This window comes from Acinetobacter sp. YH12064 (genome assembly GCF_013419735.1).
In the GTDB taxonomy this organism is placed as follows: Bacteria; Pseudomonadota; Gammaproteobacteria; order Pseudomonadales; family Moraxellaceae; genus Acinetobacter; species Acinetobacter amyesii.
In genome coordinates this window covers 106,790-130,307 of the sequence record NZ_VOZP01000005.1, presented here as the reverse complement: position 1 = coordinate 130,307, position 23,518 = coordinate 106,790, and the positions used below count along the sequence as shown (strand labels likewise).

Genomic DNA, 23,518 nt, shown 5'->3' with positions numbered 1-23,518 from the left:
TTTAAACTCCTAAATCCTTTGCATTTTGCGGAATTGGCGGCATTACAGCGTCCATCAACTCCAAATGTCCTTTAATCACACCTTTAAGTGCTGAAAAATGCTGACTGATAACTTTGAGCTCTGAACTGACGCCTTGCAGAATCATGACTTCTAAAATTTTGTGGTCATCGAGTTGAATATGCAGCGAACTCACCACTTGTTCTAAAAACTGCTGCTGTAAATCTAAAAGCTGAATACGTAGCGCCGTACTACTTGCGTCATAAAGTAAGGTAAATGTGCCAACCATCACTTCGTTGCGCTGCTCCTGATCGGCAATCAGATGCTTATTGATCATGTCGACAATGGCCTGAGAACGGCTTTCATAATGCTGATCGACAATTTTTTGGTCCAATGAATCGACTGTTTGTTCAGGCACGGTAATACTGATACGCGCCAGCTTTTGTTTAGGCACTGTTTTTCCTTATTTTTTTGGATGAATATAGAAACCCGCGCGGGCGCTCAGTAGCTCAATAAAAAACTGCTTTAATTGATGCAGAAATGTTGCGGATTGATAGCGTTTCATATGCATCTCCTGTTTGAGTAATACAAAATATTTATTTTGTAATATCGATAGAAATGCAGAAACTGTGCCAAGTGAGGAATATGAAAAATGATCGATTATTTTCTTCTTTTAACTTTCTTATAGATTTTATTGTTCATCATTTGTGCAACAAGTGCACTCATAGCGACTCATTTGCACTATTGCTGCGATGGGTGATTTTCTGAAGGCTATTTCTAAAGCTTATTGGTCTTATTAACCGAGAACATTGACAGACCCGCAACAAACTCGAAGTGCAATTTATTTCATCAACATTGAACATCATTTATACTGATTAAACTTTCTATTCATCACTCAACGCCTATGAAGTATTTCAGCTGCGCGGTCTGTTCTAACCAAATCTTTTTTGCCAATTCACACTGTGTCAATTGTCAGACTGCGCTGGGTTATATTGCCTCTGAAAAGCAAATGGGCTGTTTTGAAAAGCACAGCACTACGCTATGGCTTGCGTTAAATCCTGAAATAAAGGGAAACCGCTTTAAACCTTGTCATAATTATCAGCATCATCAGGTATGTAACTGGATGGTGCCTGCCGACAGTGAAGAAATTTACTGTGAGTCTTGCCTGCTCACGCATACCATTCCCAACTTAGATAACCCAGACCATATTGTGTACTGGGCACGATTGGAACATGCCAAACGGCGTTTTTTGTATTTAATGCAGCAACTGAATACCATGCCGCGTCCTAAACGCAGTCAAGATGACCGTTTTGGGCTGCGTTTTGACTTTCTCATGCCAACAGAAAATACACCTGTCATGACCGGTCATGCCAATGGCATTATTACCTTAAATGCCAGTGAAGCAGATGTGATTTACCGTGAAACAACGCGCATAAAAATGGGTGAAAACTACCGCACACTTCTAGGTCATTTTAGACATGAAAGCGGTCATTATTATTTTGATTTGATTAAACATTTACACCCAGAGCTGATTGATGAATTTCGAGAACTGTTTGGTGATGAACGACAAGATTATAGTGAAGCTTTGAAACGACATTATAATGACGGTGCGCCACAAAATTGGGCGGATTACTATGTCAGTTCATATGCCAGTACGCATCCTTGGGAAGATTGGGCGGAAACATGGGCGCATTATTTGCATATGATGGACACCCTAGAAACAGCCTACTATGCAGGATTAGTGGTCAAAACCAATAAGTCGGATTTGAATAATTTAGAACTGAAAGAAAACCCGATTGGCGCTCAAGATTTTGACCTACTACTGCAACACTGGATGACCTTGACCTTTAATTTAAATGCGTTGAACCGCAGCATGGGCTTAGATGATGCATATCCATTTACATTGTCGAATCCAGTATTGGATAAATTACGATTCATTCACCACAAACTGCTCAACATGACCTTAAAAAACCAGCAGCACAATTAGATTAAATTTAATACGTGATATTGTTTGAACCTCAGATCAACTTTTCTGTATTACAGCATTCGTACATTAGCTTATAGAAAGGATGTATACGTAGTAATTTTCTTGGATTGAGCGCTGTAACACCTGCCCTATTTTTACTATTTTATAAAGGTTAAAATAACAAAAAATAGATGCCTGTGACCTTTCCAATGATGCCTTTCACGCATTTACCCGCTCGTTTTATGTGTATCATCAGCCTGAGTTTGCTCAGTGGATGCCAATTGGTCAAATTACAAGAAAATCAACTCAGTGCGTCACTAAATAATAAAACAGATAGCATATTAACCCATCAGAAGCTCAGTACATTTAGCCATCAAATCCTGTTAATGGTGAATGAAAGCGACCAATCTTGTTTAAATGCGCTTGAAAGCTGTATTCACAAAATGCGTAATAATGAAACTTTAGATATTGCTCAAGTCTATGCAGCAGCAAGTGAGCTGTACATGGCACGTGCTTTAAGAGCCGATCAAAATCCACAATGCAAAAAAAGCTTAAAACAACACAGCGGAAAATTAGCTTCAAGCAAAATAAAAATGTGTATGGATCAACAGCTTGCAGACTTTGATTTCAGTCTGCGCTACAGCTATGTCTATCTATTTAAATCCGCTCAAGCCCCTGAAGAACGCTTATTTGATTTGCGTCAGGGACAAGTCCGCACCTTTTATAATGTGGCTTTATCACGTTTAATCACCTCATCATTCAGCCGTTTTGACTATCAGCAAATGCCTGAAAGTTTAATGCTGGGTTCATCGCTTTATCATTTTAACTATGAACATTATCCTGAAATCAAAAATGCGGACATTGATAAATTACAGTCGAGCTATAATTTTAATTTTTCAGGCTTAAAAACCATTAACCGTCAGGAAGGAATTGGTTCTGAATTTGTCTTAGTCAAAAAAGCCACGGATCTGTCTGCTGCGCAGCTTTTTGTACTAGACCCTGAACAATATTATTCAAATAAACCCAACCCGAATATCCATACTGCACGCTATTTATCTGTCAGTGCGATAGCAGAGCCTGCCAAGACCAATAGCAGCATTAGTGAAATTTTGTCGCCGCAATCAGACTTTAAGGTTGAATTATTTAATCCCTATCAATTTAAAAAGGCTAAAATTGAATCTCAGTCCTATACGCTAACAGCCAATTATTCTGTGCCTTATGGACTTTGGTTAGCCGAAAATAAATTAGGACAATCTGGCTATTGGACACTTCTGAATAAGGAAGAACATTTGCGCATGCCACATGTGTTTATGTTAGAGCCTTATCAACCCAATAAAAAGATTATTGTCATGGTTCACGGATTAGCCAGCAGTCCTGAAACTTGGATCGGCCTGACCAATAACATTATGGGTGATCAAAAACTACGTGATCATTACCAAGTTTGGCAAGTGTTTTACTCAACCAATATGCCAATATTTGAGAGTCGTTTTCAAATCAATGCTTTACTCAAACAGGCATTTGCAACTGTTCAGCCCAATACGCCTTCGGCTCAAGATGCTGTCATTATCGGACATAGTATGGGCGGCATCATCAGTCGTTTATTGGTTAGTGATGCAGATATTTCCGCTCAAGCTATTCCACTCATGAACTATGAACAAAATACACAGTTACAACGTCATCCAATTATCCGCGATCGTTTTGTCTTTAAAGCCTTGAAGCCAGTTAGTCGTGCAATTTTCATTGCCGCACCGCATCATGGTACTGACTATGCAGACCGCTGGTTTACCAATTTGGCGAAAAAAATCGTGGTATTGCCTTTAAGTTTTTTAAATGATGTCAATGTTGAAATCCCAAATGCAAAAAATTCAACGATGGGTTTGATCAAGTCTGGGCCAGCAGATTTAAGTCAAAAATCACGTTTTATGCTGTTGTCTGCTGACATCATGCCAAATAAAGATATTCCTTATCATTCTATTATGGGGAATCAGACGCAAAGTACTGAACCGAGCAAAATGTCGGATGGCATTGTTCCCTATACAAGTTCTCATTTAGATGGTGCTGTGTCTGAAAAAATATTCAATGGTGGGCATTCCATCCATGAGTCTCCAGATGCCATTTTAGAGTTGCGACGCATTTTGAGAGAGCATTTGGATAAATAAGCGAACTTTTTAATCGAAGTTTTTGTGAACTCGAGCTCGTAGGTCGTCTAAAGTGGTCTTTATCGTTTTTTGCCCTTTAGCTTTTTCTGCTAGTTCTGTTAAAAGCACATCTTCCGAAAGACAATCATTCAAAATTATTTTTGCATCTTCCACAATTCGCTTTCGACTTTCAGAGCTACGAGCATCTAAAAGTTCTTCTAGTCTTTTAGCCATAATTTAAAAAATCTCTTTTATATCTTAAAAGCTTGCGATAAAAAGTGAGTGGATAGAATTGTTCGTATTGATCGGTGTCCTATATATGAAAAAATAGATAAATAACAACCAATTTAAAGACCTATTAATAGGTCTTTAAATTGGTCCTGTACTCATTTTTAACGATTTAAAACATTTTCAATGTGACGATTCAATGTATCTAAAGTATCTATAATTTTATCAAACATGAAATCCAATGCTTTTCCATAGCCATCTTGCACTGAAGAAGAATCGAAACCTAATTTCCTTAGATGTTCAAATGCTTCACCAACTGATTCATGAGCTTCGGCATTTCTTAAATCATTATTTATAAATAATGATGCCATTTTAGGATTGCTTTCTAATACATTAAAATCTATGGAGTAACCAATCAAAGTTTCTTTTGATTCATGATCATTATCAAGTTTTTCCACTAAGTTTAATAAAACTTGTAATAGCTTCAAAGTTTTCAGATCACTAATTATTTTTCTTTCAACACCCATTTGGGCTAACAAATTTTTTATGCTTCCTGGTTTCAGTCGCATCAGGATTTCGTTAATTGTTTTACATCTCCCTAAAAAATCTTGCTCGTACATATTTATAGGTGCGACTTGATATAGCTTTTCCAAAACAGGAAATGCTCTAAAGCCTTCACTTTTATAATCATCAATCACAAATTCTGAGAACTTAGAAGTATCACTATTCCCTGTCAATATTCGGTCTAGATTAGTTAAATTTGTGTTTAAACTACATAACTGTAATAAAAACTTTTCTGTTTTTAATACAATATTTTCCTGACTCAAATCAAACTGATCAGCTTCAATTTGAGTTAAAGCATATCCATGTACATGAAAAATTTCTTCATCAGGCACATTTTTGTATAACTCGTACAACGATACTCTGAATAAATTACGCCCTTCTCTTAGACAATTTTGAAATGACCATTGACCTTTATATGAAGGTGAACAATAAAAATGGTCACCATATTGTTTAAATGGTATAGCTTCATACAAAGTATCTTTTTCATATTTTACTAAAAATTCATCTTTAACATAAACAAATTCTTGAGTAGCAAAGTTTGTAAGTTCTTTTCTCGTAAATGGTTTCGTTTGATTTGGCCATATAAGTTGATCAGCACTAGTTGAATGACACTTATCAGGCTCTACTGCACATGTTACAGCATGGAGCTGAATCAATATTCTGCCATTGACCCGACGAATGCAAAGTTCACCCCAAATAGATATTTTCTTGTTGTAAAAATCTTCATTGCTTAATAACTGATTTACTTCGTCAGTTTCTTCAATGTAGCTTTCATAATAGAAAACTCTAAACGCATAACAATTCTTCATCCATAAAAAATTTCTTAAGTAGTCATTTCGCATAGTCCATTTTATATTTTTAGATTGAGTAAATTCATACTCACAAGAAACATCACCACTCGCAACGCTTAATAATGGCGATGATAAGTCATCATAAATAATTCGTTGATCCTCATTACCAAGTAATCGAGGCGTCAATCCTAAAGTCGTCCATACTTTTTCAGCTAAGTTATAACTGTATTTTGCTCCATCCCCCCACGAAGCAACGATATAATCGTAGCCTGAAACATCTAATGTAATTTGTCTAAGACCACCTTTATTGCTTACACACGGTATGCTTTCTTTAACTAATCCTGTAGTTGCTTCAGCAAATACTGAAATTTTTGATAAATCATTTTCTGGAATACAAGCCATAATCATATGGATGTATTCATAACCATCCTCATATTTATTTTTCTCAAACCTTGTTGCAACTTCAATTTCAGCTGAAGGGTTCTCAATAGACTCTAAACGCAATAATCTCTGAAGACGTTCAGGTAAAGAGTCAATTAATAAAGGGAAATCATTTTGGTAATCAAACATATATTTATAAATTGTATAACTTAACGGATTACACATTTATAAAGAAAAAAGGGAGTAAAAACTACTCCCTAATATAACTTATCTACTTTAAGCCACAGGCGACAACGTAAACAACACCTGCCCTGTTTTCACTGTTTGCCCTTTTTCAATGGTAATTTCAGAAACCTTCATACGTTCAGGTGCAATAATTGGAATCTCAATCTTCATCGCTTCAATCACCGCAAGCGTTGCACCTTCTTCAACAATATCACCTGACTTGCATTCAATTTTCCAAATACTGCCCGGCATGTGCGATTCCACTGCACAGCCACCATCAGGTATTTGAATATCGCTATCATCAGTTACAGCATCTAAACTTTCAGAAATATACTCTGCAAGCCCTGCTTCATGCCAACGGCGACGTTCTTCATCAAAATTGGCTTGTTGGACAGATTTAAATGCTGAGATTGATTCTGCATTTTCAGTCAAAAAGTCATTGTATTCTTTTAGGTTCAGCACACCTTCTTCTACACGCAGTTTTAAGCGTCCTGCTTTAAAGTCCTCACGCATTTGCATGAGTTCAGTTTCAGACACTTCATAGAATTTAATTTGGTCGAAGAAGCGTAATAACCATGGCTTGCCTTGTTCAAAGTCGGCATTTTTACGGTAGCGTGACCACATTTGCGTGGTACGACCAACAAACTGATAGCCTCCCGGACCTTCCATGCCGTAGACACACATATATGTACCGCCAATACCCACGGCATTTTCAGGTGTCCAAGTTCGTGCAGGATTATATTTGGTGGTGACTAAACGCTGACGCGGATCAAGTGGCGTTGCCACAGGTGCGCCTAAGTACACATCGCCCAAGCCCATGACCAAATAACTTGCGTCATAAACCACATCTTTGACCGCTTGTTTGTCTTTTAAACCATTAATACGACGGATAAACTCAATATTATCAGGACACCATGGTGCATCTGGACGTACCGTTTGCATATAACGCTCTGTCGCTAGCTGGGTTTGTGAATCTTCCCAAGCGAGTGGTAAATACACAGTCCGTGACGGTGCTTGCATCTCAGTCACATCAGGCAGTTCAGCTTCAGCGACTTGCAGTAAACGAAGTAAATCAATTTGATCAAGCTTGATCGAATCAAAATGAATTTGCAGCGAACGAATCCCCGGTGTGAGATCAATAATCCCTGTGATATTTTGCTTTTGAACCCATTGCATGAGCGCATGGATACGGAAACGTAAGTTTAGATCAAGCACCAACTCACCATATTCCACCAACATGTAGTTATTGCCCGCAGGACGATACACCACATCAGGCGCACCATTTTCACCTTTTAAGGTATCAAGCACGGCATTTTTTAAGGTTGCGAGTTCAGGATAGAACGACTCATCAAATGCGACAGCTTGGGTATCTGAAGCTTCTAGTTGCGCATGATATTTTTCATTCAGCATTTTGGCTTGGTGATAGCTCACAGGCACAAATTTAACTTTGTCACCGGCTTTCAATTGACCTAATTTCCATAGCTCAGAATGAATCACCACCGCAGGACAAACGAAACCACCGAGACTTGGACCATCTGGACCCAAGATAATCGGCATATCACCAGTGAAATCAATCGCACCAATGGCATAAGCATTGTCATGAATATTGGATGGATGCAGACCTGCTTCACCACCATCCTCACGTGCCCATTCCGGTTTTGGCCCGATTAAACGAATACCGGTACGGCTTGAGTTAAAGTGAATCTCAAAAGTATTGGCAAAGAAAGTATCAATGTCATTTTTGGTAAAGAAATCAGGCGCACCATGTGGGCCATACATCACCGCAATTTCCCATTCATGGCTAAATGAAGGCACTTGTTCAGGTGCAAGAGCTTTAATTTCATCGCTTGTGAATGCTGTAATTGGGAGCATATCGCCAATCAGTAAGTTACGCCCGGCATGACCACCAAACTGCCCCAAGGTAAAAGTCGCTTGTGAGCCGAGATATTCAGGCACATTCAGACCACCTTTGATGCCGATATAAGTACGGCAACCTGTCGCGATTTTGCCACATTTTAAAATCTGACCTTTACACACATTGACGGTTTGCCACATTGGCACAGACTGACCATCTAAAGTCGACGGCATATCACCGCCGGCAAGTACGATTTGGCTGTCACAATGGAATTTTAAGGTTGGCCCTTGTAGGGTACATTCAAGCCCTGCAGTGTTATAGGCATTACCAAGCAACTGGTTTGCAACATTCAGTGATAATGGATCTATCGCACCTGAGGGTGGCACACCGACATCCCAGTACCCCAAACGACCTGTCACATCTTGCACAGAAGTTTGAATGTCGGCTTGTAGCACTTCAATTTTTTGAGTTTTCCACTCGAATGTATTTAAGAAACGTGTGGTTTGCGTACCGGCTTTAAATACATCGCAGTCGATAATATTTTGTAGATATTCAAGATTGGTTTCGATGCCTGCAACCGATGTTTTGGCAAGTGTTTCGGTCATGGCTTGAATTGCTGAATCGCGGTCATCTGCCGTGACAATGATTTTGGCAATCATCGGGTCATAAAATGACGATACATTGGAACCTGTTTCCACCCAAGTTTCATTGCGGGCATGGCTATCAAACTCGACATGTGTAAGTAAACCTGCACTTGGCTGGAAGTTCTTGATCGGGTCTTCGGCATATAAACGTACTTGAATCGAATGACCTCTCGATTCAAGTTCTGCTGTTGGTACAACCCAATCACCACTACCGAGAGTGACCATCCATTCCACAAGGTCTACACCAAACACTTGCTCCGTCACGCCATGTTCAACTTGCAGGCGGGTATTCACTTCTAAGAAATAGAATTCCTGTGTGTCGGTATCCATCACAAACTCAACTGTACCTGCCGAACGGTAACTTACCGACTGCATCAGCCCAATCGCAACCGATTGAATATAGGCACGTTGCTCATCATTGATATGGGGTGCTGGCGTTTCTTCCACGACTTTTTGGTTTCGGCGCTGCACCGAACAATCACGCTCACCAAGTGCTAAAACTAAGCCCTTGCCATCACCAAAAATCTGCACTTCGATATGGCGGGCATTCTGTACAAATTTCTCTAAATATAAACCTGCGTCTTTAAAGTTGGCTTGGGCAAGATATGACACTGTAGAATAAGCATCTTTCAGCTCTTCTTCATTCCACACCAAACGCATACCAATACCACCACCGCCCGCGGTACTTTTCAGCATCACAGGATAACCAATACGATTGGCTTCAAGCAGTGCTTCAGCTTCATCTGCCAAAAGCTGACTACCGGGAAGAAGTGGTACATTGGCTTGAATCGCAAGTTCGCGCGCCGTATGTTTTAAGCCAAAGGATTTCATTTGCGCCGAATTTGGCCCTAAAAATACAATGCCTTGAGCTTCACAGAGATCACAAAATTCAGCATTTTCAGACAAGAAACCATAGCCTGGATGAATCGCCTCTGCGCCTGTTTGTTTCGCGACTTCTAAAATTTTATCGACATTTAAATAACTTTGGCTGGCAGGACTATCGCCAATAAATACTGCTTCATCGGCTAAGGTCACATGCAAAGAATCACGGTCTGCTTCGGAATACACAGCAACAGATTGAATACCTAATTTCTTGAGTGTACGGATCACACGGCAAGCGATTGCACCACGGTTGGCAATGAGGACTTTATTAAACATGCTATTACTCCTCACCTTCACGGACGATCAGTTGAATTTTTGTAGGGTTATAAGCATTACATGGGTTATTCAGTTGTGGGCAATTAGAAATGAGGACAATTAAATCCATTTCGGCTTTAATCTCGACATATTTTCCCGGTGCAGAAATACCATCATCAAATTTAAGATGACCTTCCGCAGTCACAGGCACATTCATAAAGAAGTTAATGTTTGGACCGATGTGACGTACGTTTAAGCCATGTTTTTTGGCAATTGGATGCTGAGACAATGCAATCATGAAATTGTTACGGCAACTGTGCATTGGATATTTGTCATGTGCATAACGAACGGTGTTACTTTCACATGAACATGCACCGCCTAAAGTATCGTGACGGCCACAGTTGTCGTCATGAATGCTGGCAATTTTGTTGCCAAAGTTGGTGTATAAAGCTGTGCCTTTTTCTAAATAGATTTGTTGATTAATCGCTAAGGTATCAGTTGCGCTATAGCGCTCTTCAGGGTTTGACGCCGAGATAAAGAGCGTATCAACCGCTTGATTGCCCTCTAAGTCTACAATACGGAAATATTGCCCTTTTTTGACTTCACACATCCATGCTTTACCGGCAGGACAAACTTCACTTAAAACTGTTTTTTCATGAGGTTGTAGTGAGTTCACTAAAGCTGTCATGTTGTATCCTCCAAATTAAGCGCTGAGTGCGTAGTAACGATTGTTGTTTTGAAATGCACGTTGATTTTGCGGGCATGAATCACGACATACATCGTTGTCGCCTAAAGGAAGTGCTTTGTATAAAGACAATTGAACATCGGCAGGTGCATATTCAGTGGTGTTATCTAGAGCATGTGGTGCACTAGATAAAAAGACTAAACAATCCATTTCAAAGCGCAGTTCAATGATTTGATTTGTATTGTCCGATGCAACATAACTTAAGTTGCCATTGTCATCAGGTTGAACTTTAGAGAATAAATTTAAGGTACTGCTGAGGTCAGTTGCAGATAAGCCAAACTTGGTCATTTCAAGCAATAAGCTATCTTTGCCATTACGGTACATATCATTACGGGCATCTTGGAAAGTTTTGTTGCCGAATTGGTTTTCAATTTGCGATGCCGTACTTGGTGCACAAAAAGCATCATTCCAAGCGTGATCATCTTTCACAATCGAGATCATGGCACGGCCTAAATCCGACGCCAAAATATGACCTGTACTTAAATATGCCGTGTGTTGACCTTTGAGGCTATCTGGCATGTTATAGCGCTCAAGCTTATCTTCACTATTTACACAGTACAGCGACACATTGGCATTTTGCCCTAGCGATTTAATCTGTAATATTGCCCCTCGCTGAATACGTGCTGACCAGTGGTGTCCACCCGGTAAAAGTTCAGTCCATAGTGCTTTATCGTCATGATAATGTTTTGTGCTCATTGCAGCCTCTGCCTAATTCTTAACTATTTACCTCCCGGGCTTTTATCCCTCCGTGTAGCTTGAGCTTGCAACTTAAGCCGTGAACTCTCGGTCGCAGACCTACATGAAACTTCATGTATCGGAACCCTAGATCACTTTATGATGTAAGTAGAAATGCAAAGGCTGTGCCAAAACAGTAATACTATTTATACAACCGGTAATACTGCTAATTCTGGAAGTTTGGCAAAGAATCAGAAGAGGCCTGAATCTTTCAGGTGCAGAAAATGCGCTTTGCCTGCAAAATGCACCAAAATAAACAGATGCGCCAACAGGCAAACAGAAATGAAAAAAGCCCACATAGCATCTGAGCGCTTATATATGACAAGGAAACCGCTTAGTCAGCTTGATCTTTCCGCGAAGAAGTCTTCATTAATCCGCGTTATTTACGGTCTGCATCTTTGAACCGGTTGATCCATCTTACTGCGTGGGGAAATCCGCTTGCTGCGGCTTGACGGTAATAGCTTGCAGCCAGCGCCGGATTTTTTTCGACCCCCATGCCTGCATAATAGGTCATCGCTAATTCATGCTGCGCTTCTGGAACACCTTGAGCGGCTGCTGCTTCAAAATAAGCCAGCCCTAATTTATGACTGGCAAACAGACTGCTGTCAGATGCGTCCTTCGCAGCCGGTACATATTCACGTGAATAGAGCCAGCCCAGTTTATAAATGGCGTGGGCATTTCCTTGCGCAGCTGCTGCTTTAAATAGCTTTTCCGCTTCAGCATAATCTTGCTGCAAATATTTAAAACCTTCGGATCTAAATATCGCCAGCTTATACTGCGCCGATGCGCTTCCGCGCTGCGCTTGCTCGGTCAGTTTTTGTATGCCTGCTTCTGTATAATCTTCCTCAGTCAATTGATCCCTCGGCTGTGTCTTTACCCAGCGCTGAAAGGCTTCAGGCCCTGTATTTTCTTCTGGATTGAACCAGCCGGGTATATCAATCATATGTCCAGAGAGCAGCGCGGCATAATTCATGGCACGGCTGTCCCCTTTACGCGCTGCGCTCTCAAACAGCGGAAGCGCTTTTGCTCTGTTGACCGCGTCATTTTGATCGAGATACAATCGGGCTAAACCAAACTCAGCCAAAACAAAGCCTTGAGCAATCGAAGCCTGATACAGCTGCACTGCCTGCTGCAGGTCTGTTTTTACACCCAGCCCGGTTTCATATTTTTTAGCCATATTGAATTGGGCAGCCGGATGCTTTAATTTCAAAGCCAAAGCAAAATAATGATTAGCCAAATCACGATTCAAAGCTACCTGCGTAGCGGTATTTTCCAAGCGTTTTGAATCGGTTAAAGAGGATCTGTAATGCTTAATCGCCTTGTAATAACCCGGATCAAAATTTTTAGCTACGAACTCGCCGGAACCGTCATACAGCACAGCTAAATTATTCATGGCTTCCGGCAGCTGCTGTTTTGCAGCTTGCTCAAACCAATAGAGCGCCTGCTGTGAATTTTTTTCAGTTCCAAATCCGATCGCGTACATATAGCCCAAATCATTTTGCGCTATGGCGCGGCCTTGCTTGGCGTGTTCCAAATTCCGCTGCAGCATTTGCGGCGCCTCTGTTTTAACTGCAGTCAGGTAATAGCCGAATGCATAAGGCAAGTACATTTCGACACCAATGCCCTGTTCAAACATTACCCCCAAGTTATAGTGCGCATCTGAAAGGCCTGTTTGGGCAGCTTTGCCGAATAATTCATAGGCTTTTAAAGTGTCCTTTTTTACCCCCATGCCGCGAAGATACATCTTGCCCAGATTATTTTGCGCTTTCGGATTGTTTTTTGCTGCGGCTGCATTGGTCCATTCATAGGCCTGACGCAGATCTTTTTGAACAAAATCTCCTAGCAGATACATTTGCCCCAGATTGACCTGTGATGGCGTATGGCCTTCTTTTGCCCATTGTGTCAGCTGGGCAATATAAAGCTTCTGTTTGCCAGATGGCGCAATTTTCAGCTCATCCATCGTCTGATCAAACTGCCCATGTGAAGGCAAAGCATAGACCGCGTCCGGCGCGGCTAAAACCAGCATACTGATCGCAAGCGGAATGATTTTCTTTGAAAATATGTGCATTTTTAGTGATACATCCTGTAATTCAAATTTATGCAGGCTTTAGTAGCTCGAATCCCTTAAGCGTGAATCAAGGTCATCAGCCTGCTGTATTTTTTCTTCCGCTGCGGCGGCTGGCGTTCTCGCTTCTGCTGCGCGGGGCGCCGGATTTGCGCGCGTTTCAGCAATAACCGGCGGCGGATTCTGCTCTCCGCGCTTCGGCTGCAGTATTTGTTCTGATGCCGGCTGCTGCTTCGTTTTTTGCACCGCAGGTTCCGTCAATTGGACCGCTGGCGCTGGCCGTTCCGCTTCCGGCCGCTCAAGGCTTCTTGGGCGGTTTTCCCAAAAATCATCCTGCTGGTGTGCCCGCTGCGCCGGCTTTTCATCCGACCATTTCAGTTCGGCCTGAGGCTGTTCTGAGGATGCGTCCGTTTCTGCACGGCCCCGAGTGTCCACGGTGCTTTGATGCGAAGTTTCACTGACAGCGCTTTCAGTTTTTTTGCTCATCATTTGGGTGAAAATATTCCCGATTTTTTGCCATGCGGCCGGAATAAGCAGCAGTAATGCAAGAAACGCTATCGGCCAAAATTTACTCAGCGCCGGCGGCTGGCTGCTGCGCGGGGGCTTTATTTGCGCCTGCCGCATTTTCACCTTTACCGTCGCTGCTGTGTCCGGCACTGCTTTAGGCGTTAAATATGCATGCGCAACAGCATCAACCGGCGGTTTTGGCTGCCATTCATAGGGCATCAAGTTCATTTTGCCCATAAGTTCGGACACCCACTGCTGCTCTAAGCGGATGCCAGCGCTTTTTTTAGCCGCGAAATATGCGCTGCAATGCGCGATATCCGTAATGCCCATCCACTTCCGGGTTTTTTCACTCAGTTGATCTTCAACATCTGTTAATGCAGTAAAGACCGTGACGGCACCGATATGCCCCAGTTCACAGCGGCTGAAAGCCGGCTCATTGCTTAAAAAATTCAGCAGGGAAAATTTATTATTGCGCAGCTGGCGGTAGGGATTGAACTGATTGCCGCCTTTGACTTCAATCAATTCGTTATTATGATTCAGCAGCTTCCAAGGGCCGTTCTCACCGGCTGTTAGTGCGCCGGTATAGCTTTTAAAGTCGCCCACAATAATTGAAAATGGGCTAAAACATACAAAGTCTACATCCTGCCCATTCCACATGGCGTTATAAACGATATAAATCCATTTTTCTGGACCATCCCAGTCCAGCTGCAGCTGTGATAAAAAATTCTGAAGCATGCGCTCTTCATGGGCATGATCGGCTTGATTCCCATAAAAGCAGTAAATCATTAACAGTAAACCCCTAAACCCTATACCCAAAAAAGTAATAAATAATTGTAAAATGCAAAGCTAAAACAGCATCTTATTATGCATATTTCTTATAAATAAGAAAAGTTTAAATCAATACAGCAAATAAGCTGAACTGCCTGCAGCATGCGCAAAATAGGCTGCAAACAGAATTCGCCGGCGCAGCTATTTCACTAAGATTTCATGGAACATATGACGTAGCCATTGATGGCTGGTTTTATGATGGCAGGACATATGCCAATATTGCTTCACGCCATAGGTTGGAAATGCAATCGGTGCGTCAAATATTTTTAAGTTGCCGCGCGAAAGCAATACTTCACTCAAGTAATACGGCACAGTAGCAATCGCATCAGTGTCTTGCACAACTAAGCCTACACCTAAATAACTAGGTAAACGCATCAAAATATCACGTTTTAAATCAAGGTTAAGCAGCTCATTTTCAATATGGTAGTGCCCCATACCTGCATCAATATCAATATGTGACTCTGATAAATATTGCTCAGTTGTAATGGTGTCACCCGTTAATCGTGGATGATCCTTAGCTGCAATCACCACATAATATTGCTCAAACAGTTTTTGCTGATAAAAGCCGCTTTCCAAATGCGGTAAAAACCCCAGTGCTAAATCAATTTCACCATTCGCCATCTGATAACTGGTTTCAGTGGTAATCGGGCGTACATTTAGACGTATTTGTGGCGCGTGTTTTTTTAGATATTGGCTGATTTTAGGCAATAAAACCAAATGCGAAACATCGGTCATGGCCAAAGTAAATTGTTGATCTGAAATGGCTTGATCAAAATTAATCGTAAAATTATTAATGGCTTCGACTTTACTCAAGGCTTCGCTGACTAAAGGAAATAATTGACGCGATAACTCCGTAGGCACCATTTCATTACCAATACGTAAAAATAAGGGGTCGTTATAATGCTGTCGTATTTTATTTAAAATATTACTGACTGTAGGCTGACTCATCTGCAAGTGTTCAGCAGCTTGTGACACATTTTTGTACTTATAAACATGAAAAAAAATGCTAAGAAGTTTACAGTCCAATTCAAACACGAAAGATTTAATCCCTAATTAAATATTGCAAGTTATGCTGTGCATCATCTGCTGAATTATACAAAAAGCCAATAACGAAATATTACTTTTATTGCAGATGAAACGCCAGTTTAGCCTGCTCAGTTGCATTTGGCTTTTCAACACCCCAATCAGTCCGCATAATAGACCCAGCACGAATTTGGATATCAACATGCTTCAAGGAAAAAAACTGGTTTGTTTTGATTTAGATGGCACACTTATTGACTCTGTTGGCGTGTGGAATCAGGTCGACGCAGATTTGATTCAACAGTTAACTGGACAAACCATCCAACTGGGTTTAATTCAACGTGAACGTGACATTCAGCTGCAATTATTTAAAAATACACCAGACCCTTACTTAATGTATTGTAACTATCTAAAAGATACTTACAGCATTGAACAGCACACAGCAGATCAAATCAAACAGCAACGATATGCCATTTCACAGCATTTTTTAGAACATATCATCTTGCTTAAACCACATGCAGCGTTATTTGTTCAACAGCTCATTCAGCAAGGCATTCAGGTGGCAATTACCACCACGACCAGCCTGCAAAATATTTATCGATATCAAAAAAATATTAACATCTATCCAATGCTGCATTTTGAAAATAGCTTTGATCTGATCCTGACCCGTGAAAGTGTCAAAAATATTAAGCCGCATCCTGAAGTCTATTTACAGGCGATTGAACATTTTGCAGTTCGACCTGAAGAATGTTTAATTTTTGAAGATTCACTCATTGGTGTAGAAGCTGCAAATGCAGCAGGCATTGAAGTGGTTGCCGTGTATGATGCATATTCAGAGCACGAAATTGAGCAAATCAAAAATAAAGCGGATTATTTTATCCATGATTTCTCTTCGGTTCTGAACTGAGTTAAAGCAAATAAACATTCGCTTTAAAGTTAAAAAAGCAGCCCAATTTAGAGGCTGCTTTTGATATTTTTGCATCAATAGATAATTGATCTATTTTACTTTTTTATAAATGGATCCAGACCCGACTAAATTTCCCGTTTTTTCGTCAATCGCAAATTCAACAGCACCTGTCCCAGAGTTTACAGCCAGTAACCCAGATTCAGCGACAGATGCAGGTACAGGATTTTTCTTTTCAGATTTACCACTTTTTTTATCTTTTAAAGTATTGGTAATGAAATAGTTTTCACCATTTTTACTAATAATCAGCGCATTTTCAAGTTGCGGATCTACTGCGGTATTTTGCCATGTTCCAGCATAATCAGGCGCTGGACTTTGTTTACATGCAGTGAGGAGAACTGCGAACAACATCGCAGAAAATAATTGAATCTTTTTCAAAATACTGACCTTCTTTGTCAATGAGTTTTGCATTATAGAAAGCCTTGAAGAGAACTTAAGACCGTTCATGTTGTGCAAAAGTTTCAAACTAAGTGGCGTTGTTTTTCTTTTGTCATGTTTTGAAACATTTGTAGTCTTTCATAATAAATAAGCCCACTTGATTGTGGGCTTATTTAAATATTTTCAATCTTTAGATTTATACGATTTGACGCATTGAACCGGTTTCTTCAAAAGTGGCATGCCAAGACAAAGCCTCTTTTAAAATATGCGGCGTTTGACCACCAAGCTCACATGCGCGTTCAAAGTAGCTCAACAATGCTGCGCGATAATCAGGATGTGCACAGATTTCAATGACTTTACGTGCACGCTCACGTGGTGAAAGACCACGTAAATCTGCCAAGCCCTGCTCTGTAACCACGATGTCAACGTCGTGGTCAATATGGTCGGTATGACTCACCATTGGCACCACAGATGAAATCGCACCACCTTTTGCAATCGACTTGGTTACGAAAATGGCAATGTGCGCATGACGAGTAAAGTCTCCTGAACCACCGATACCGTTCATCATTTTCGTACCCGTCACATGGGTCGAATTTACGTTTCCGTAAATATCAAACTCAAGCGCCGTATTAATCGCGATAATGCCTAAACGTCGAATGATTTCAGGGTTATTGGATAGCTCTTGTGGACGTAACACAATTTTGTCTTTGTACTGATCAAAATTGTTCATCACGTGCTGTGCACAAGGCTCAGACAATGTCATTGAACAGCCTGAGGCAAATTTCATTTTTCCAGAATCAATTAGCTGGAAAGTACAGTCTTGTAGTACTTCTGAATACATTTCCAAATCATGGAAATTAGAATGCTCAAAACCTGCGAATACAGCATTGGCAATCGAACCCACACCTGACTGTAGCGGGCCTAAATTTTCAGGCAAACGCCCTGCTGCCACTTCACCTTCAAAGAAATCAATCAGGTGCTGAGCAATCGCTAGGGTTTCAGCATCAGGTTCATCCATTTTAAACTGGGTATCTGGCAGATCATTCAACACAATAGCTGAAATCTTATCGGGGCTGACATTGATCCCAATCGTACCAATACGTTCACCGACCTGAGTCAGTGGAATTGGCCCACGGTTTGGTCGCGCTTTCGGCACATAAATATCATGTACACCTTCTAGCACTGGGTTAATCGTATTATCAATTTCAATAATCACATGATCTGCCATTTCAATGAAATTGGCTGAGTTACCACATGAACCTGTCGGAATAACTTGACCATCTTCTGTAATTGCAGTCGCTGCAATAACGGCCACATTAATGCGCGGTAAATTATGATGACGAATATTATCGGCCATTTCAGACAAGTGTTGGTCAATATACATGACCTCGCCAGCGTTAATGGCTTTACGTAAACCAGGATCTGCCTGATACGGATAACGACGTTCTATCGCATGCGCCGCATTGAGGCGACCATCGATACTATTTCCTAAACTAGCACCCGTTGCCAACGTGATACGAAGAGGATGTGAAACTGCATGATCTGCAAGTGCCAATGGAACCGTCTTTGCCTCACCTGCACCACCAAAACCACTTAAACCAACCACTGAACCATCTTGAATTAACTCAATCGCTTTTTCAGCAGACATTACTTTGTCGCGAAGGGAGAGTAAGCGAATGCGATCTAAACCATTCATAATTAAATCTCAAAAAATAAATATCTAAAAATAAACATCTTTTTTCGCCATCCCAGCGAACTGAGATAGCGTTTGTTATTGCTTATCTAAAAGCTTACTTATATAAATTGAGGCAAATTAAATCAGTTCAACCGCAATTGCAGTTGCTTCACCGCCACCAATACACAGTGCTGCGACACCTTTTTTACCGCCAGTGCGTTTTAAGGCATGAATCAGCGTCACAATAATACGTGAACCTGATGAACCTAGTGGGTGACCAAGTGAGCAAGCACCACCATGAATGTTCACTTTTGCTTCATCTAAGTTAAATCCATCAATCGCCAGCATTGTAACCATAGCAAATGCTTCATTGACTTCCCACAGGTCAACCTCTTGTGCATCCCAACCGGCTTGTGCAAGTACTTTCTCAATAGCACCGACTGGAGCAATCGTGAACTCTGATGGATGCTGTGAATTTGTAGCATAAGCAACGACTTTTGCCAGTGGTGTTAAACCACGTGCTTGGGCCGTTTCTTCTGATGTAACCACCAAAGCAGATGCACCGTCAGAAATTGAGCTGGCATTGGCAGCTGTGATCGTGCCGTCTTTTTTGAATGCAGGACGCAGTGTAGGGATTTTTTCAGGCTTAGCACTTAAAGGCTGTTCATCTGTGTCAACAACGACATCACCTTTACGGCTTTTAACGGTAACCGGCACGATTTCATTTTTAAAGAAACCACCTTGAATCGCTGCAACGGCTTTATTGAGTGAGTTGATGGCAAAAGCATCTTGCTGTTCACGGGTATAGCCTTTTTTATCTGCCATATCTTGTGCAAGTATGCCCATCGACAAACCTGTCTCAGCATCTTCTAAGCCTTCTTGAAACATGTGGTCTGTGGTTTTACCATGACCCATACGATAGCCTGAACGCGCTTTTTCAAGTAAATATGGCGCATTTGACATCGACTCCATACCACCAGCAACCACAATATTAGCAGAACCGGCTTTAATCGCATCAGCTGCTTGCATCACTGCCTTCATGCCTGAACCACAAATTTTATTAATCGTGGTGGCACCCGTTGTATCTGGTAAGCCTGCTTGACGCATCGCTTGGCGTGCAGGACCTTGTTTAAGACCAGCCGGTAATACACAGCCAAAAATAACTTCGTCAATATCTGTAGGTTCTAAACCTGCACGTGCAACAACAGCCTGAATCGCTGCAGCACCTAAGTCTGGGGCTGTACAAGATGAAAGTGAACCCTGAAAACCACCCATCGCTGTACGTACGCCATCTACAATTACAATCATTTCTTATTTCATCCTGTTTTAAATCTTTTAACCCCAAGGAACCATGACTGGTTCCTCAGATTTTCCATCTTAATGTTTTTCACAGTGGTTTCGATGAAACTTTAAGATTGAGCGGTGAAGTATTCTTCAGATAGCTGCATGATAAGTTCAGAACCTGCTTTAATGCGTTGAGCACGGGCAGCAAGGTCAGGTAGAACTTTCTCAACATAGAAATCTGCGAGTACCAGTTTGTTTTGGAAGAAGCTCTCTGGTTTTGCAGCCGCAGCTTTGCTAATACGCGCAAACATATACACAAAGCTGAGTAAACCAACAGCGTGCAGGTAATCGACTGCCACCGAACTGCTAAAGTCTGGGGTGGTCTTAGATTGTTCTACAATGAATTGCGTTAATGCTTCAACTTCGTCAGAAACTTGCAATGCTGCAGATTTAACTTTTGAATCAGCCATTGTTGCAGCAAAGTCACGAATTTCAGCAATGTATTCGGCAATAAATGCACCATTACATTTCGTGGTTTTGCGTCCAATTAAATCAATCGCTTGTACGCCATTTGTGCCTTCATAAATCTGTGAAATACGTAAGTCACGAATGCATTGCTCCATACCCCATTCACGGATATAGCCATGACCACCAAAGCACATTTGCGCTTCTAAAGTAGCTTGTAGGGCTGTATCTGTTAGGTAGGCTTTTGCAATAGGTGTCAATAAAGCCACGCGGTCATTGGCTTTTTTCACTGCAGCTTCGTCAGTTGAATATTTTGTAATATCCAGTTGCTGGCCAACATACACAGCAAATGCACGAGATGCTTCGTTATTGGCGCGTACATTCAACAACATACGACGTACATCACCATGTACTAAAATAGAGTCTGCTGGTTTTTCAGGAGATTTCACACCTGTCGCAGAACGACCTTGTAGACGATCAGTCGCATACTGTGCAGCATTTTGGTAAGCAAATTCTGCAGCGCCAATCCCTTGGATACCCATCGATAAACGTTCATAGTTCATCATGACAAACATCGCCGCAAGACCTTCGTTTTCTTTACCAACGATATAACCTTTGGCACCATCAAAGTTCATAACACACGTTGCAGAACCTTTAATACCCATCTTGTGTTCAATTGAACCCGCTGAAACAGCATTACGTTCACCGACTGAGCCATCGGCATTGACATGGAATTTTGGAACGATAAACAATGAAATACCACGTGAACCCGCAGGTGCATTTGGCGTTTTTGCTAACACAAGATGGATGATGTTTTCACACAGATCATGTTCACCACTGGTGATGAAAATTTTCGTGCCTGTAATATTAAATGAACCATCTTCATTCGGCTCTGCTTTGGTTTTAATGATCCCCAAATCAGTCCCTGAATGTGGTTCAGTTAAACACATAGTGCCTGACCATTCACCCGTATAAAATTTTGGAAGATAGGTTTCTTTTTGCTCTTGCGAAGCACGGTCATTAATCGCCATACCTGCACCCACAGTCAGTAGTGGATACAACATAAATGATGGATTGGTACTCCAAATCATCTCGTCAGCAAGTACTGTCAACATTTTCGGCATGTTTTGGCCGCCCCATTCTTCAGAAGCGCCTAAACCAACCCAACCACCTTCAGCGAATTGTTTAAAAGCGTCTTTAAACCCTGTAGGCGTAGTAACAACACCATTACTAAACTGCGCACCACCTTCTTCATCTGCAGTACGGTTCAAGTCTAGAATAACGTTTTTAGAAAACTTAGCCATTTCTTCTAAAATGGCATTTGCAGTCGCCATATCAATATGAGCTAAGTTTTCATTTGACTGCCAGAACTCATCTGCATTGAATACATCATTTAAGATGAAGTCCATGTCCTTTAACGGCGCATTGTATATTGGCATTGTACTTTCCTTTTCTACAGGCTTTGTCAGCGTCTTTGACAAAGTACTTTTTTAAAGTTGCACGCTCCCGCACAAAATCATCAAATCAATTTTGTGTGGATTTTTTAAAGATCTGTTTTTTCAGATAGATATCTAAAAAGAATATAGATAACGTGTTTTTACCGACAAGTGGAAAATAACCACCTGATATTTTGAGCAGCATTATTTTATTACAATTAAATAAATTTATTGAATTGACTAAATTTATAATTGGTAATTGATTAAAACCAAACATAATAGTACCTATAATCATGTTTAATTTAGGTTGTATTAATAACATAACAACCAAGACCGTTTTGTTAAATGCTGCTTTTGTTGTAAAAGCGAAAAGACAATAAATTAAAAAAAATAAAAATGGAATTTTATTTCAAAAAAATGACCTCAAGGGTTCAGTTTTATTGACATTAATTTTATGCTATGAATTCTATATGTTTTACGCACTCTACTAATGTGTTTATTTTTAAACCAATTTATGTAATATTTGAGACCATAGTGGAATGTAAGATTCACAAGATTTAGCTTAAGCTAGGCTTGTTCACCCTCAAGATGTTTATGGAACAGTTATCATGAGTTCAGTACGCCAACAAAATTTTATCCTTCGCAAGGAAAAAATTTTAGCCATGGCAGAAACCCTGCTATTAGATAATAATCAAGACATCACCTTAAGTGAGTTAGCTTGTGAACTAGATATTGCCAAAGGCACGATTTATAAACATTTTAAAAGTAAAAACCAATTATATTTAGAACTGATTATCTTAAATGAAAAACGATTATTAGAAATTTCAAAAAAATATAATCATGATATTAAAACTTATGTTTCACAATATATGCTTTATAATATGTTGAATTCTAATAGAACTATATTATTACATGTCATTGAAGAACGCTTAACCAATAATGAACGTAAATTAAAAGAGTTATTTGAAGAGCTCTATCGTGTTCGTGAAGAACGTATTATTGAAATTAAGGACATGACCAGTGATTATTTAAAATCACTTGAAAGTGCAATGTCGATACGTGATTATTTATCTTATATTTGGACGGTCACTTATGGTGCATCCCTACTCCTCAATTCAACGCATTATCAAAAATCAATCGGTTCACGTGAACGCTTAATCAAGCTATATATTAATCAGGCGCTGATGACGCCAGATAAAATTTCAGCCGTATAGCATTGATTTATAAATAAAAAAGCCGAACAATTGTTCGGCTTTTTTTTCATTAAACAATATCTAGGTTATGCTATCACAGGTGGGAAGCCATCTTCGGTTAAAGCGCTAATCAATTGCTCTGCACTGGCACTAGATTCAACGTCAACTAATTTTGTAGCTACATCAATAGTGACCGTTGCATTTTCGTCTAAGTCTTTAATCGTTGCTGTTACGCTACGGGCACAACCACCGCATGTCATATTATCAATACGAAATTTCATGATATTCATCCTTCTT

At 40.6% G+C, this 23,518-nt stretch carries 18 protein-coding genes and 1 riboswitch; of the genes, 4 read left to right on the top strand and 14 right to left on the bottom strand.

The annotated features are described in order from the left end of the window. Position 1 precedes the first annotated feature (1 nt). Positions 2 to 451: a ribbon-helix-helix protein, CopG family gene (locus tag FTU13_RS06695; RefSeq protein WP_180093967.1), complete on the bottom strand. Its 450-nt coding sequence runs from the start codon at positions 449 to 451 to the stop codon at positions 2 to 4. Positions 452 to 901: 450 nt separating this feature from the next. Here FTU13_RS06695 and FTU13_RS06690 point away from each other — a divergent pair, with 450 nt between their 5' ends. Both FTU13_RS06690 and FTU13_RS06685 read left to right on the top strand, forming a co-directional pair. Beyond that, a complete protein-coding gene (locus tag FTU13_RS06690) occupies positions 902 to 1,984 on the top strand; it encodes a putative zinc-binding metallopeptidase (RefSeq protein WP_180127612.1) in 1,083 nt (360 codons plus the stop codon). A 188-nt stretch (positions 1,985 to 2,172) separates the two neighbouring features. Continuing rightward, on the top strand, positions 2,173 to 4,122 hold the full coding sequence (locus FTU13_RS06685) for an alpha/beta fold hydrolase (protein WP_180127614.1): 1,950 nt from the start codon (positions 2,173 to 2,175) through the stop codon (positions 4,120 to 4,122). 9 nt (positions 4,123 to 4,131) lie between these two features. On the opposite strand, the gene FTU13_RS06680 is transcribed toward FTU13_RS06685, so the two are convergent. The 8 genes from FTU13_RS06680 to FTU13_RS06645 all read right to left on the bottom strand — a co-directional run bounded on the left by FTU13_RS06680 (position 4,132) and on the right by FTU13_RS06645 (position 15,841). Then, positions 4,132 to 4,335, bottom strand: coding sequence for a hypothetical protein (locus tag FTU13_RS06680; protein WP_257226730.1), 204 nt, complete (start codon positions 4,333 to 4,335; stop codon positions 4,132 to 4,134). A gap of 158 nt (positions 4,336 to 4,493) precedes the next feature. Continuing rightward, entirely contained in the window at positions 4,494 to 6,254 is a 1,761-nt protein-coding gene (locus tag FTU13_RS06675) for a hypothetical protein (protein WP_180127616.1), read from the bottom strand. Positions 6,255 to 6,341: 87 nt separating this feature from the next. After that, on the bottom strand, positions 6,342 to 9,947 hold the full coding sequence (gene uca, locus FTU13_RS06670) for an urea carboxylase (RefSeq protein WP_180127617.1): 3,606 nt from the start codon (positions 9,945 to 9,947) through the stop codon (positions 6,342 to 6,344). 4 nt (positions 9,948 to 9,951) lie between these two features. Then, entirely contained in the window at positions 9,952 to 10,614 is a 663-nt protein-coding gene (locus FTU13_RS06665) for an urea amidolyase associated protein UAAP2 (protein ID WP_180127620.1), read from the bottom strand. 15 nt (positions 10,615 to 10,629) lie between these two features. Continuing rightward, positions 10,630 to 11,367 carry an urea amidolyase associated protein UAAP1 gene (locus FTU13_RS06660; protein ID WP_180127622.1) on the bottom strand — a complete coding sequence of 246 codons (738 nt, stop codon included), beginning with the start codon at positions 11,365 to 11,367 and terminating at the stop codon, positions 10,630 to 10,632. A gap of 29 nt (positions 11,368 to 11,396) precedes the next feature. Continuing rightward, positions 11,397 to 11,508: riboswitch (guanidine-I (ykkC/yxkD leader) on the bottom strand. Positions 11,509 to 11,785: 277 nt separating this feature from the next. Beyond that, positions 11,786 to 13,474, bottom strand: a complete 1,689-nt coding sequence (locus FTU13_RS06655; protein WP_180127624.1) for a tetratricopeptide repeat protein — start codon at positions 13,472 to 13,474, stop codon at positions 11,786 to 11,788. Between the two features lie 39 nt (positions 13,475 to 13,513). Next, entirely contained in the window at positions 13,514 to 14,764 is a 1,251-nt protein-coding gene (locus tag FTU13_RS06650; protein ID WP_180127626.1) for a nuclease-related domain-containing protein, read from the bottom strand. 183 nt (positions 14,765 to 14,947) lie between these two features. Then, entirely contained in the window at positions 14,948 to 15,841 is an 894-nt protein-coding gene (locus tag FTU13_RS06645) for a LysR substrate-binding domain-containing protein (protein ID WP_078190935.1), read from the bottom strand. Positions 15,842 to 16,031: 190 nt separating this feature from the next. Here FTU13_RS06645 and FTU13_RS06640 point away from each other — a divergent pair, with 190 nt between their 5' ends. Then, on the top strand, positions 16,032 to 16,733 hold the full coding sequence (locus FTU13_RS06640) for an HAD family phosphatase (RefSeq protein ID WP_180127628.1): 702 nt from the start codon (positions 16,032 to 16,034) through the stop codon (positions 16,731 to 16,733). A gap of 90 nt (positions 16,734 to 16,823) precedes the next feature. Here FTU13_RS06640 and FTU13_RS06635 read toward each other — a convergent pair whose 3' ends face one another. From FTU13_RS06635 to FTU13_RS06620, 4 genes are all read right to left on the bottom strand, one after another. Further along, the gene (locus tag FTU13_RS06635) at positions 16,824 to 17,141 is read right to left on the bottom strand and encodes a hypothetical protein (protein ID WP_372491152.1); all 318 of its coding nucleotides are present in this window, start codon (positions 17,139 to 17,141) and stop codon (positions 16,824 to 16,826) included. Between the two features lie 223 nt (positions 17,142 to 17,364). Beyond that, positions 17,365 to 18,864, bottom strand: coding sequence for a succinate CoA transferase (locus FTU13_RS06630; RefSeq protein ID WP_180127630.1), 1,500 nt, complete (start codon positions 18,862 to 18,864; stop codon positions 17,365 to 17,367). Between the two features lie 117 nt (positions 18,865 to 18,981). Then, the gene (locus FTU13_RS06625) at positions 18,982 to 20,151 is read right to left on the bottom strand and encodes a thiolase family protein (RefSeq protein WP_078193795.1); all 1,170 of its coding nucleotides are present in this window, start codon (positions 20,149 to 20,151) and stop codon (positions 18,982 to 18,984) included. Positions 20,152 to 20,252: 101 nt separating this feature from the next. Continuing rightward, positions 20,253 to 22,031: an acyl-CoA dehydrogenase C-terminal domain-containing protein gene (locus FTU13_RS06620; protein ID WP_180041492.1), complete on the bottom strand. Its 1,779-nt coding sequence runs from the start codon at positions 22,029 to 22,031 to the stop codon at positions 20,253 to 20,255. A gap of 605 nt (positions 22,032 to 22,636) precedes the next feature. Here FTU13_RS06620 and FTU13_RS06615 point away from each other — a divergent pair. Beyond that, the gene (locus FTU13_RS06615) at positions 22,637 to 23,242 is read left to right on the top strand and encodes a TetR/AcrR family transcriptional regulator (RefSeq protein WP_078190941.1); all 606 of its coding nucleotides are present in this window, start codon (positions 22,637 to 22,639) and stop codon (positions 23,240 to 23,242) included. Between the two features lie 65 nt (positions 23,243 to 23,307). Here the strand turns inward: FTU13_RS06615 and FTU13_RS06610 are convergent, their stop codons facing one another. Then, on the bottom strand, positions 23,308 to 23,502 hold the full coding sequence (locus tag FTU13_RS06610) for a heavy-metal-associated domain-containing protein (RefSeq protein ID WP_078190942.1): 195 nt from the start codon (positions 23,500 to 23,502) through the stop codon (positions 23,308 to 23,310). Positions 23,503 to 23,518 lie beyond the last annotated feature (16 nt).